Source organism: Pseudoalteromonas sp. Cn5-37 (genome assembly GCF_021532495.1).
GTDB lineage: Bacteria > Pseudomonadota > Gammaproteobacteria > Enterobacterales > Alteromonadaceae > Pseudoalteromonas > Pseudoalteromonas simplex.
The window spans coordinates 143777-156168 of the sequence record NZ_JAKGBA010000002.1 but is presented as its reverse complement, the minus strand read 5'-3'; the positions used below and the strand labels follow the sequence as shown (position 1 = coordinate 156168).

General features: G+C 40.8%; 12 protein-coding genes and 1 pseudogene. 3 read left to right on the top strand and 10 right to left on the bottom strand.

What is annotated here, in order from left to right; genetic code table 11:
• Positions 1 to 63: 63 nt before the first annotated feature.
• The gene (locus L1266_RS05500; protein ID WP_054551100.1) at positions 64 to 717 is read right to left on the bottom strand and encodes a TetR/AcrR family transcriptional regulator; all 654 of its coding nucleotides are present in this window, start codon (positions 715 to 717) and stop codon (positions 64 to 66) included.
• A 217-nt stretch (positions 718 to 934) separates the two neighbouring features.
• Between L1266_RS05500 and coaD the strand changes: the two genes are divergently transcribed.
• Entirely contained in the window at positions 935 to 1417 is a 483-nt protein-coding gene (gene coaD, locus L1266_RS05495; RefSeq protein WP_054551099.1) for a pantetheine-phosphate adenylyltransferase, read from the top strand.
• Positions 1414 to 2790, top strand: a complete 1377-nt coding sequence (locus tag L1266_RS05490; RefSeq protein WP_235377053.1) for a capsule assembly Wzi family protein — start codon at positions 1414 to 1416, stop codon at positions 2788 to 2790. The genes coaD and L1266_RS05490 overlap by 4 nt, the downstream gene beginning before the upstream one ends.
• Positions 2791 to 2799: 9 nt before the next feature.
• On the opposite strand, the gene L1266_RS05485 is transcribed toward L1266_RS05490, so the two are convergent.
• The 9 genes and pseudogenes from L1266_RS05485 to argC form a co-directional block, all read right to left on the bottom strand.
• Entirely contained in the window at positions 2800 to 3333 is a 534-nt protein-coding gene (locus tag L1266_RS05485; protein WP_166340586.1) for a hypothetical protein, read from the bottom strand.
• Positions 3334 to 3380: 47 nt separating this feature from the next.
• Positions 3381 to 3851 (bottom strand): hypothetical protein, encoded by a 471-nt coding sequence (locus L1266_RS05480; RefSeq protein WP_199530177.1) that lies wholly within the window; start codon positions 3849 to 3851, stop codon positions 3381 to 3383.
• 71 nt (positions 3852 to 3922) lie between these two features.
• Positions 3923 to 4450: a hypothetical protein gene (locus tag L1266_RS05475; protein ID WP_199530178.1), complete on the bottom strand. Its 528-nt coding sequence runs from the start codon at positions 4448 to 4450 to the stop codon at positions 3923 to 3925.
• Positions 4451 to 4457: 7 nt separating this feature from the next.
• The gene (locus L1266_RS05470) at positions 4458 to 4664 is read right to left on the bottom strand and encodes a hypothetical protein (RefSeq protein ID WP_199530179.1); all 207 of its coding nucleotides are present in this window, start codon (positions 4662 to 4664) and stop codon (positions 4458 to 4460) included.
• 252 nt (positions 4665 to 4916) lie between these two features.
• Positions 4917 to 6781 (bottom strand): annotated as a pseudogene (gene argH / locus L1266_RS05465) (argininosuccinate lyase).
• A gap of 52 nt (positions 6782 to 6833) precedes the next feature.
• Complete coding sequence (locus tag L1266_RS05460) at positions 6834 to 8036, bottom strand: argininosuccinate synthase (protein ID WP_054551091.1); 1203 nt, start codon at positions 8034 to 8036, stop codon at positions 6834 to 6836.
• Positions 8037 to 8045: 9 nt separating this feature from the next.
• A complete protein-coding gene (locus L1266_RS05455) occupies positions 8046 to 8966 on the bottom strand; it encodes an ornithine carbamoyltransferase (protein WP_054551090.1) in 921 nt (306 codons plus the stop codon).
• A gap of 7 nt (positions 8967 to 8973) precedes the next feature.
• Positions 8974 to 9732: an acetylglutamate kinase gene (gene argB / locus L1266_RS05450; RefSeq protein ID WP_235377052.1), complete on the bottom strand. Its 759-nt coding sequence runs from the start codon at positions 9730 to 9732 to the stop codon at positions 8974 to 8976.
• Entirely contained in the window at positions 9732 to 10742 is a 1011-nt protein-coding gene (argC, locus tag L1266_RS05445; protein ID WP_235377051.1) for an N-acetyl-gamma-glutamyl-phosphate reductase, read from the bottom strand. The genes argB and argC overlap by 1 nt, the downstream gene beginning before the upstream one ends.
• A 221-nt stretch (positions 10743 to 10963) precedes the next feature.
• Between argC and argE the strand changes: the two genes are divergently transcribed.
• Positions 10964 to 12112 (top strand): acetylornithine deacetylase, encoded by a 1149-nt coding sequence (gene argE / locus L1266_RS05440; RefSeq protein ID WP_235377050.1) that lies wholly within the window; start codon positions 10964 to 10966, stop codon positions 12110 to 12112.
• Positions 12113 to 12392 lie beyond the last annotated feature (280 nt).

The following is a 12392-nucleotide window of genomic DNA, read 5'->3' as shown; positions in this document are numbered from 1 at the left end:
ACCTCAAGGGCGCGCGATTATAACAAAAATTATAGCGTCTAGGAAATAAACTGCTTTGCGGGGTTATAGTTCGCTTTGCTCTGTTTCAGCAAGGGCTAAATACTTTGCCCTTAATTGATTTACTTGCTCTAAGTGTTGCTCGGTGCAATGGGCTTTTAATAGCAGCAATACCTTTAAAATACCGTTATAAATATCGGCTCTGGCAAGTTCGCCGCTTAAGCGGCGAGCTTTGATGTAAGGTGTCCAAAAGCTCACGGTCATTTTAAGCATATGCGCAAGCTCTGTAACATCTTCATCTTCAATACAAATGATACCGCCTTCTCGTAATGCAAAAAGTACCTCTTTTACTTGCTCCAAAAGCTCTGCTTGAAACGCAATGTAGCCTTTTTTCAGCTCTTCATCACGAGATAAAATATCGCCTAAGTTGTCGTAGAAAAACTGAAAACGCCACATAAGTTCAAATAGCGAATCAAGATAGCCCGCTAGGTTTTCTAGTGCATCATCGTCAGGAGTCAGTGGCTTAAAGTGGGTATGTAAATGGTCGCTATACAAAGCAAATATGTGGCGAATAATATCTTCTTTATTTTTAAAGTGATAATACAAGTTACCTGGGCTTATCCCCATATGCGAAGCAATATGGTTAGTTGTTATGGCACGCTCACCGTGGCGATTAAATAATTCGATGCTGGTGTGTATGATCTTGTCCTTTGTGCTCATAGCCTATTTACTCTGTTTTTTATGATTATTACGGTCCCCAGCCGAGCAGTATAAACAAATGCGCGACAATTAAATACTACCTTGAAAAATATTAACCTCAATCGGCTTAGTACCTTATATAGGTGAAGGTTCCTAATCCGATACGCGTATTTTCTAAGCTGCATAGTCGAGAAAACACTGTTAATATAGCAAGCAAATTTATAAATCGCTGATAGTTATGAACGTTACTGCAATCTATCCGGGCACTTTCGACCCACTTACAAATGGCCATACAGACTTAATTCATCGCGCGGCAAAAATGTTCGATAAAGTGATTGTTGCCATTGCGCATAATCCAAGTAAACAACCTTGCTTTACCCTTGATGAGCGTGTTGAACTTGCTAATAAGATTTTGGCGCACCTTGATAACGTGAGTGTAATTGGTTTTTCTGGCTTATTGGCTGATTTAGCTCGCGACCATAAAGCCGAAGTACTTATTCGCGGTATTCGTGCTGTGTCTGACTTTGACTATGAATTTCAGTTAGCTAATATGAATCGTCGTCTAAACCCTGATCTAGAAAGTGTATTTTTAACACCAGCAGAAAAGAATTCGTTTATATCATCAACTCTAGTTAAAGAAGTTGCACGCCACAATGGCGATGTGAGCGAGTTTGTTGACCCTATTGTAGCCAAAGCCTTACAGGATAAAATTCACGGATGAAATTAAAAAAGTTCATTAGCTTAACTGCATTACTAATGATCTCTGCGCCAAGTGTTGCTGGGCCATGGATAGAAAGCGACGACCCACTGCTTCGCGCTTCAATCGAAATGCTATTTAACCAAGGCATTATTAAACAGCCTATTAATAGCTACCCATTAATGTGGCAAGGTATCGCACGGGACCTAGACGTTGCCAATACCAGCCAACTTGATGAGCAAAGCTTATTTGCGTATCAGCATGTAAAACATGCTCTTGATAATGCAAAGCAAAAAACTAGTTCAGGTATTCGCCTAAACTACAACAGCGAGCCACTGTCTCAGCAAGGGTTTGGTAAACGCCACCAGCAAGAAAGCGGTGTAAATAGTTATGGTTCAATCACTGGGAAGCGTGTTAGCGCTAAAGTCAGTGTAAATTACGCCGATGACGCCCTTGATAAGCAGCATGTTACTTACCAAGATAGCTATTTAGCCATACTCCTGGGTAATTGGTCACTTAGTGCAGAGCAAGTAAGCCATTGGTGGGGGCCAAGTAACGATAACGCCCTACTACTATCAAATAATGCGGCGCCAATGAAAGGCGTTCGCTTTACTAGAGCAAATACACAATATGTAGGCCCAAGTTGGTTATCATTTATCGGTAACTGGCAGTTAACGGGTATTTACGCCAAACAAAAGCCATATCTAAATAGCTCAGATGACGGTGACTTTTGGGCGCTCCGATTTGCAAGTACGCCATTAACAGGCCTTGAAATAGCAATTAACAGTGCAGGCTCTGATTATTTAACTAACCTAGAAATTGACCCTGTTACACTCGAAAGCAGTGAATCAACACACCGTTTAACTAGCTTAGATGTTAAGTACTCAACCACTTTAGCGGCTCAACCTATTGCTTTTTATGCTGAGGTAATGGGTCGAAATGAAAGTGGCTTAGCACCGAGCGAGCCTTTTTATACGCTGGGTGTTGAAAGCTATTTTGGCTCGAAAGAAAGTCTATTAAAAAGCTACTTTGAATACTCCAATACAGAGCAAACTTGTGAGCAAATTAGTGATTGCGTATATGGCTCTGGTAGCTATACACAACGCTCACGTTTAATTGGCAGCTCAACACCACGACAAAGTAAATCTGCTATCCTTGGCGCCTATTACCACACTCTAAATGGTTATGGTGGCCATGCTAAGCTTCGTTGGATTGAAAGCGAAGCGGCGCAAGCTGAGCTCGCATCAGATATGAGTCAGCTACAGTTGGAACTCGGTTATCAACAATCTGTCTTTAATGGTCTGTGGAAAGTGACGGGGCTTATTTCAAAAGATGAAATAGGCGATGAGTCAGAAACAAACACAGCCCTTAGAACCAGTTGGGAATTCCGTTTCTAACTAATGAGGTCAAGCTGGTTCAGCTTGGCCTCGAACTCGCCTATATAGCTTCACAAGCCCTAAAAAGTCTTTATTACTGAAAAGAGCGATGAGCATCATGATATCCATCAGATTCACAGTGATACTGTAAACATCCCAAAACCACCAACTTCCAGTATAAGCATAGTTAATATCGAAATACATGGCTAAAAACAGTGATGAATTGACGAGAAGCCCAGTGTACACATAAAGCTTAGCTGGAGCCTGTGCAAGATTTCGCTTTCGAGCAATTAACCATACAATTAGCAGAATTGTTAAATCAGATAGCGCCCATATGACATAGGCAAAGCTTGAATCTAACATATCATAACCAAGCGCGATATTGAGTAATGGGTCGCTCATCATGTAAGAAATAAACAGTGCAAGTGAGATCCACATCACTGTTTTGTCACCATTCGGTACAGATGATTTCTTTACCATGTTATAAAGAAACGACATCAAAAACCCCCACATGATGAATGCTGCGAGGTATACTCCAAAGTTGTCTTGGATTAGTTTAAGCATGAAGTAAGTCTTAAAATTTAGCTACTCTAAAAATACTACGAGTTTCATTAAGCGTTAGTAAGGTGTTCAGGTTTATCTAAAAATGACGCTCTAATTTTATATTTCATAAGACGGCAAAGTTTATGCAAAAGAAAAAAGTCGCGATTCGTAATCAATGCAATGAGCATAATTATATCAACGGTATTTACTCCAAACGAATAGATACTCCAGAGTGCCCAAGGTGTTCTGTTTTCGATAACAAAAATATCTAAAAATATACTAATCATCAAAGTTGCGTTTAAAAGCAACCCGAAGACAATGTAGTAGATCGCATTAAAAGTGCCTATTTTTGTAATGCAAATCCACGCTAAAATTGTTGTTATGGTTAGCAGGTCGAAATAAAACCAGTTTAGATAGCTATAAATAGATAAGTTAAAAATACCACTTAAAAAGTATGAAACCATCATTATAAACGCCAAAATAACTAAGCGTTTATCAGGTTTATTAATGTGGGTCACTAAATTAAAAAGAAAAGCCATTAAGAACCCCCATTCAATGAAAGATCCTATCAAACTTCCGACAAAGTCACTTATGTACATGGCTGTTATTATTAAGCTAATTTATGAGTCTTTGCAGAAGCAAAAACAAAGTTTTTCAATTTATTTAAGAATAGAAAGTCGCGATCAACAATTAGAGCAATAATCATTGTAAAGTCAACTATATTGACTCCGAGAGAATACACATCCCATAAAATCCAATGAGTGGTATTTTTATAAACTTCAACGTCTAGGTAAACAGAAAGGAACAAAATTGTGTTAATTATCAAGCCTACAATAAGATAAATAAATGAAGGCGTAGTACGTTTTACAAAATAGAAAGAAACAACCAAGAATGTAAGTGTAGCTAGATCATAAAGAGCCCAATCTAGAAAAGTAGTAGCAGTATAAGTTATCCAATTGAAAAAATAATCCCCTCCTAGATAGGAGAGCATCATTATAAATGAGCTTAAGAGCAACGTGGTTTTTCTTTTATTTTCATCTATACAATAAACAAAAATATTAAAAAAGAACGCCATTAAAAATCCCCACGCACTCATTGCGGATAGGGAAAAAAAACCTAGTTGCTCTATAAAAGACATTCAGTTCCTAGTACTCTTTCTTGCTAGGTGGGAGCATTGCACCACCGCCACGTTGAATCTCTACACCACCTGATAAAGACAGCGCTTCTTTTGATAAAGTTACTGTATCAGATTGCAGGGTTTTATTACTAGTAGTTTGTTCCAAAGCAGGCTTTGTTTGTTGCATTTGGCTGTAAGCTTGCATTTGCAATTGGCTATTGTTTGAAACTTGCATAAGTTAATTCCTTTAAGTTAATTGTTTTTTCAGTGTAGCTTACAATAGCTTGTAAGCTGAGTTAAGCGCTCTCATTTTTTTGACGCTTTTTTATACTTCATCGCGGCGTTGCCACCGCATTGATAATAAAAGCAATTAACGATCCAACTTTTACAAAAGTTGATCATTTTGATCATAAAAGTCAGTAAATCTAAATTTCAGACATAAAAAAACGCACAGGGGTAACTGTGCGTTTTTCCTATCCAGGGAAAATTAAGCCACGTGTTTACACGGGATCACCGCGCTATTACTCGGCTTTAAAATATATTCCATTGCCACTTCATCGCAATTATCTTTACGAAGGCAAAGCTCACAATCTTTGATCACTTTTTCTGGCAAACTGTCTTTGCTACAAAAGCTGAAACCTTGGCTTGCAAAAAATTCTGGCACTCTTGTCAGAACAATTACCCGACTAAGCGCCAAGCTTTTGGCTTTTTTAAGCAGGTATTCAACAAGTTGACGCCCCTGCCCAGCAATCCGTGACTCAGGATTCACCCCAAGCGAGCGAATTTCAGCAAGGCCGGTATCGTAAATATACAGCGAGGCACAGCCTGCAACTTGGTTTTCAACTTCAGTGACAGCAAACTCATTAATTGAGTGAATCATGTCGCTTTTAGCTCGTGGTAGGTTTTCACCTACCGTAGCCCAATGCTGAATAAGCTTAGCGATAGACTCAACATCATTTAAGGTTGCGTCACGTACCGCTATTTGCTGTTTTTTTTTGCGTATTTGATGGCACTTGTTACTTGCTCGAGAGAGGTACCACCGAGTGCTTGTCTTGCTTTAATACAGGCGTCTATTTCTAATACAGGATATACATCTGATTCGAAAATGCTATGCACTGACTTAAATTGCTCTAAACTTAAATCTTCTAAGTTATTCCCTTGTGTAATAGCCATTTGCACGAGCGTACCAACAATGTGATGACCTTCCCTAAATGGAATACCTTTAGCCACTAAATAATCAGCAAGTTCAGTCGCATTTGAGTGACCACCTTTTGCAGCTGCTAATGTTTTATCTGCATTAACTTTAATGCCTTTGATACACGCTTGCGCCATATGAATACATGCCAGCCAAGTTGGCATCGCATCAAATAAGCCCTCTTTGTCCTCTTGCATATCTTTATTGTAAGCAAGTGGTAGCGCTTTTAATGTCATCATCATGGCACTGAATGCGCCAAAAACGCGGCCAGTTTTACCACGAATTAACTCTAGTGCGTCTGGGTTTTTCTTTTGCGGCATTAGTGAAGAGCCTGATGTTACCCCATCAGAAAGCTCAATAAAGCCCGCTTCACCCGAGTTATAGAAAATTAAATCTTCAGCCATGCGCGATAAGTGGATCATCGAAATCGATGCACAGCTTAATAGCTCAACCACAAAATCACGATCTGATACAGCATCAAGGCTATTGCGTGTAGCACCGGTAAAGCCTAACCCTTCGGCAAGCATTTGCCTATCAATTGGGTACGCAGTACCGGCTAATGCACCGCTACCAAGTGGGCAATAGTTCATACGGTTTTTGGCATCGCTTAAACGGCTCTCATCACGCTCAAGCATTTCAACATAAGCCATACACCAATGACTAAATAACACAGGTTGTGCACGCTGTAAGTGTGTGTAACCCGGTAAAATAGTGCCAAGCTCACGCTCAGCTAAGGCAATAAACTCACCTTTCAGCTCTGCGATTGCTTCAAGAATATGCTCAGCTGTATCACGACACCATAAACGGAAATCTGTTGCTACTTGGTCATTACGGCTACGACCAGTGTGTAACTTTTTAGCAAGGTCACCCACTTTATCAATCAGTGCTGATTCAACATAAGAATGAATATCTTCATGCCCTGCTACAGCCACTGCTTGTGGGTTCGCTTTAACTTCATCTAACAGCTTATTAAGTGCTGCAACTAAGTCATCATATTCTTGCTGATTTAAAACGTTTACTTGTTTTAACGCTCCAGCCCAAGCAACTGAACCAATAATGTCTTGCTCTGCAAGTTGATAATCAAAAGGAAGTGAATCGTTGAATTGTTTAAACGCTTCATCTGGACCCTTAGAAAAACGTCCGCCCCATAGTGCCATTGAACTGTCTCCAAATTCGGCTATTGCCCTGCGATGCAGGGCAATAATTAAATTACTTTTTCGTTAGTGCTGAGATTCTGCTTGAAAGCGAGAATAAACGAATGAAACCTTCTGCATGAGATTGGTCATATACATCATCTTCGCCAAAGGTTGCGAAATCTTCGCTGTATAAGCTATTCGGTGATTTTTTCTGTACCGCAGTGACTTGGCCTTTATAAAGCTTAAGCACTACTTCACCCGTTGCTAACTTAGACAGTGATTCAGCACCTGCAAGAATCGAGTCTTTTAATGGTGTAAACCAACGACCATCATAGACTAAATGAGAGAACTCACCACCAAGCACTTCTTTCCATTTACGGCTTGATTTATCTAGCACTAACTCGTCAATCGCTTGAAGAGCAGCCATGATCACAGTGCCTCCTGGTGTTTCATAACAGCCACGCGACTTCATACCCACTAAACGGTTTTCTACGATATCAACACGACCCACACCATGCGGCGCAGCAATGTCATTTAATTTAACTAAGCAGTCATATGGTTTTAATGACTCACCGTTAACAGCAACCACTTCACCTTCAACAACGTTTAATGTTACATATTCTGCTTCATTAGGTGCTTGCTCAGGCGAGTTAGTCCACGTCCATACTTGATCACTTGGTTGGCACCATGGATCTTCAAGCTCACCACCTTCGTGAGAAATGTGCCAAGCATTAGCATCACGGCTATAAATTTTTGTAGCTGACGCAGAACACGGAATATTACGCTCAGCTAAGTAATCAAGTAATGATTCACGGCTTGATAAGTCCCACTCACGCCACGGTGCAATCACTTTTAGATCAGGTGCAAGGGCTGCGAAACATGACTCAAAACGCACCTGATCGTTACCTTTACCAGTACAACCATGTGAAAGCGCATCAGCGCCTACTTTACGGGCAATTTCAACCTGCGCTTTAGCAATGATTGGACGCGCCATAGACGTACCTAGTAAATAAGTGCCTTCGTAAATAGAACCCGTTTTTAAAGTTGGGTAAATATAATCACTGACCATTTCGTCTTTTAAGTCTACGATATGGCATTCCGACGCACCTGAAGCAATGGCTTTTTCTTCAACGCCTTCAAGCTCCTCTGCGCCTTGGCCTACATCAGCAACAAACGCGATTACTTCACAGCCGTAGTTTTCTTTTAACCATGGCACGATTGCCGATGTATCAAGACCACCAGAATAGGCTAATACGACTTTTTTAATTGAACTCATTGGTGTTCCTTAAACAAAATTTGGATTTAATAATGTGACAAGTAGAGCGTTTTGCGCGTGCATACGATTCTCTGCTTGTTGAATAATTTTTGATGCTGGACCATCCATTACCTCAGAGGTAATTTCAAACTCACGATGCGCTGGCTGACAGTGAAGTACAGTCTGCGCACCGGTTTTCTCTAATAGGGCTTGGTTAAGCTGATAAGGCATATATTTAGCTTTTACCTGCTCAAGCGGTGTTTTATCACCCATTGAAACCCAGGTATCAGCATAGACTGCATTTGCGCCAACTGCCGCCTCAATTCTGTCACTCACCATAACAGACGCGCCATTCATTGCTGCAATTTGCTCTGCTTGCTTGAGAATTTGCGAATCTGGCGAACTACCTTTAGGACAAACTGCAACAAAATCAGTGCCTAAATTGGCTGCTAATAGCATTAGAGAGTGTGTGACGTTGTTACCTTCACCTAAGTAAGCAAGCTTTAGTTTGCTAACATCGCCATGCACTTCTTGCAGCGTTAGAAAGTCAGCAAGTGCTTGGCATGGGTGATATAAATCACATAGGCTATTAACAACAGGCACCGATGAATATTCAGCAAGTGTGGTCAGTGTTTTGTGCGCATTCACGCGAGCAACAATGCCATCAGCCCAAGTTGAGATATTAAGAGCAAAATCTTTAACCGATTCACGAGCGCCCATGGCACCATTTTGTGAATCTAAATAAACTGCGTGACCACCCAGTTTATTAATACCAATATCAAATGATAAACGAGTACGTAAACTTGGCTTTTCAAACAAGGTAACCACTGATTTGCCCGCTAATGCTTGGCTGAAGTCTGTTGGGTTTGCTTTAATTTTTTGCGCTAAGTTTAGTAATTTAAGTGCGCCTTTTTGGTCTAATTCAAGACCATTTAAGAAATTTTTTAACATGAAATACCTATGGTGTAATTTTCGTTCCTACATGCTCGCCTTTTAATAAAGCGACTAAATTCTCTGGCTTCAGCCAGCTTGAGATATACACACCACGTCGTAAATGTTGGGCAGCAAGAAGGCTGGTCTTTACTTTGACCTCCATCCCGCCCTGAATAACTCCTTCAAGGATAAGTGTTTCGATTTGCTGCGTATTAAGTTGATGTAGTGGCTGCTTATTGGCATCAAGCACAGCCTCTACATCTGTCATAAAAATAAGTTCTGCATTAAGCTCTTTAGCGATAGCCGCTGCAGCTTCATCTGCATTGACGTTGTACCATTGGCCATCTTCCCCAAAACCAATAGAGCTCACTAGAGGTAAACGACCTTGTTCAAGCATGCTAGGTAGCACGCTGTCACAACTACCTGAGCACTGACCTACTTGCGCCAATACTTTAAGTTTTTCAGATACCAGTACACCCGCTTCATAAAGGCTTAAACCAACAGGTTTGTGGCCAGCGCTGATTGCTTGGCTCATCAATTGTTTATTGGCACAACCGGCAAGAGCACCAACAATATATGGCATTTGCTCATTTGGGCTGATACGTAAACCTTGATGTTTTGCAGTTACAAAGCCGGCGTCTTTAAGCCAAGCATCAACCAAGGCACCACCACCATGAACAATAACAAAGTTATCTTGTTCAGAGGCTAAAACATCAAAAAGCGCTTTTGCGGCATCTGCGCTATTTAACACAGCACCACCGACTTTAATGATCCAAATTTTCATTACAGCGCTCCTACCAAACCAGTGTGGTGAGGTTCACCCATGGCTAAATTAATACACTGTAATGCTTGCCCAGCTGCGCCTTTTAGAAGGTTATCAATTGCTGACATAACGATGAGTTGCTCACCTTTTTGCTGCCATGCAATATCAACAAATGGTTGTTTAGCGACGCCTTTAATGCTTGGAATTTTATTGCCAAGTAAACGAATTAACGGCTCGTTAGCTAACACTTGATACGCCGCGCTGACTTGCTCTGCTGTTACGCCTGGTTTTAATTGCACATAAATAGTTTCTAAAATTCCGCGAGGGAAATTACTTAAATGTGGGGTGAATAACACAGGGTGACCAAGGTGCTGCTCAATCTCAGGTGTGTGTCTATGGTTAAACAAGCCATAAGGAGCAAGTGACACTTCGCAAAAGTGCGTGTTAACACTGGCTTTTCTGCCAGCGCCTGTAACACCTGACACCGCATTAACAATAATGGCTTGATCAGCTAATAGCCCAGCTTCTTTAAGTGGTTTTAAAGAATTAAGAGCCGCTGTTGGGTAACAACCCGCGACAGCTACAAGGCTCGCTTTACTAATCGCATCGCTATTCCATTCGGCTAAACCATACGCTGCTTGCTCTAAAAGCGCAGGGTGTTCATGTGCGAAACCGTAATAAGTCAGGTAATCCTCATTCCCAGCTAAACGGAAACCACCAGATAGGTCGAATACTTTTTTACCCATGGCTAAAAATTTCGGAGCAAGATCAACACTGACCTTGTGATCAGTACACAGGCATACATAGTCAGCATTGCTTTCGATATCTTGGAAAGCCTCAGCTGTTAGAGGTTGTAGTGGATACTCTAACAATCCAAGGTGCTCAGGGTATAAATCGCTTAATAATTTGCCTTTATCTAAACTCCCTTCAGACACATAACATGCTTGTAGGGTCAGTTTGGGGTGTTTAGCAACTAAACTTGCTAGCTCTGCGCCGCTATAACCACTTGCGCCAATAATCACTACATTCATTGCTTACTTTTACCTATTAAATCTGTTTATCGATACGCCTAAAATTACTCGCTCAATTGCGAATAAAAACACTGTCTAAAGTAATCAAATCAGGTTATCGTCGTTTCGTGTTCATCGTACAGCTTTACTAATATTTATGCTCAAAAAGTGAATTGATATTCATCATAAATACTTTTATATTGTTATGCAATTAGATTGAATAATTATTTTTGGATTTTTTTATGTCGCTACCCTCTTTTATATCTATGTATCAGCAGCTAATTGCTGCCCCTTCAATTAGTGCGATTGAAGATTCTTTATGCATGAGCAATAAAGGAGTAATTACCTTGCTCGCAGACTGGTGCGAAAGCCTGGGTTTTACATGTGAAATCACAGAGCTTGAAAACGGCAAAGGCCGTTACAACTTATTAGCGAAACGCGGTAAAGGAGATGGCGGTTTAATGCTTGCAGGTCATACTGATACTGTGCCATTTGATGATAGCCGCTGGAACTACGATCCATTTAAACTCAGCGAGCATGACAATAAACTTTATGGCTTAGGTAGTATTGATATGAAAGGCTTTTTTGCCTTTGTACTACAGGCTATCAGCGAGCTTGATGAAACTAAGCAAACAGAGCCACTTTTAATCCTAGCCACAGCCGATGAAGAAACCACAATGGCGGGGGCACAACAAATTTGCCGCCACCCAGACTTAAAACCAGCGCGCTGCATCATTGGTGAGCCAACTGATATGACACCGGTATTTACTCATAAAGGCCATATGAGTACAGCCATTAGAGTAATTGGTCGCTCAGGCCATAGCTCTGATCCTGAACGTGGTTTAAACGCCATCGAAGTCATGCATAAAATGATTACAAAACTGTTAATCATCAAAGAAGAATTAAAGAATAAATATTCAGTTGAGCACTTTGAAATTCCGTACCCTACTTTGAACCTTGGTCATATTCATGGTGGTGATAATGCCAACCGCATTTGTGGTTGTTGTGAAATGCACATTGATATGCGGCCTTTACCTGGTTTAAGTGTGCAAGAACTACAAGCGATTTTGCTAACAGCCGCAGAAGAGATTAATGCCCAATACCCAAATGCAGTGAGCGTTATCGACATGCATGAACCTATCCCAGCATTTAGTGGTAGCACTGATGCAGCACTTGTAAAGCTGGCCGAAAAAATCTCAGGTCAACCCGCTGTCGCTGTAAACTATTGTACAGAAGCCCCTTTTATTCAACAGCTTGGCTGCGAAACCATCGTCATGGGGCCCGGCTCAATTAACCAAGCCCACCAGCCAGATGAGTTTTTGGCGATGGAAAAAATTAAACCATCACAAGCGATTATCAGTAACATGATTAAAGCAAGCTGCTTTAGTTAATATACCCAAACCACCTCAAGATGCGAGTTTCAGTTGGAATTAAAAGCGATTTAGGCAAGGCATTGATTGCAAGTAATAGTGGTTCTATTGTTAAAATCAATAACGCAGTATAAATCGCTTTTAAACCAACCCTTCGGGCGCTTCACAGGCACTTACTCTCATCGTTGTTACTTCTTAAAAGGGACTACCATTCTTGCAAAGTAACGCCTTGATATTAAGCACCTGTGAAACGCTGAATTCTGCATCTTGAGGTGGCTTGGGTATAATAAAAAGGGAGCAT

What these genes read in the sequence shown, in the direction of transcription:
- L1266_RS05470 (WP_199530179.1), bottom strand. Translation starts at nt 4,664, where the DNA reads ATGCAAGTTTCAAACAATAGCCAATTGCAAATGCAAGCTTACAGCCAA.
- L1266_RS05500 (WP_054551100.1), bottom strand. Translation starts at nt 717, where the DNA reads ATGAGCACAAAGGACAAGATCATACACACCAGCATCGAATTATTTAAT.
- argE (WP_235377050.1), top strand. Translation starts at nt 10,964, where the DNA reads ATGTCGCTACCCTCTTTTATATCTATGTATCAGCAGCTAATTGCTGCC.
- argC (WP_235377051.1), bottom strand. Translation starts at nt 10,742, where the DNA reads ATGAATGTAGTGATTATTGGCGCAAGTGGTTATAGCGGCGCAGAGCTA.
- coaD (WP_054551099.1), top strand. Translation starts at nt 935, where the DNA reads ATGAACGTTACTGCAATCTATCCGGGCACTTTCGACCCACTTACAAAT.
- L1266_RS05485 (WP_166340586.1), bottom strand. Translation starts at nt 3,333, where the DNA reads ATGCTTAAACTAATCCAAGACAACTTTGGAGTATACCTCGCAGCATTC.
- L1266_RS05480 (WP_199530177.1), bottom strand. Translation starts at nt 3,851, where the DNA reads ATGGCTTTTCTTTTTAATTTAGTGACCCACATTAATAAACCTGATAAA.
- L1266_RS05490 (WP_235377053.1), top strand. Translation starts at nt 1,414, where the DNA reads ATGAAATTAAAAAAGTTCATTAGCTTAACTGCATTACTAATGATCTCT.
- L1266_RS05455 (WP_054551090.1), bottom strand. Translation starts at nt 8,966, where the DNA reads ATGTTAAAAAATTTCTTAAATGGTCTTGAATTAGACCAAAAAGGCGCA.
- L1266_RS05475 (WP_199530178.1), bottom strand. Translation starts at nt 4,450, where the DNA reads ATGTCTTTTATAGAGCAACTAGGTTTTTTTTCCCTATCCGCAATGAGT.
- L1266_RS05460 (WP_054551091.1), bottom strand. Translation starts at nt 8,036, where the DNA reads ATGAGTTCAATTAAAAAAGTCGTATTAGCCTATTCTGGTGGTCTTGAT.
- argB (WP_235377052.1), bottom strand. Translation starts at nt 9,732, where the DNA reads ATGAAAATTTGGATCATTAAAGTCGGTGGTGCTGTGTTAAATAGCGCA.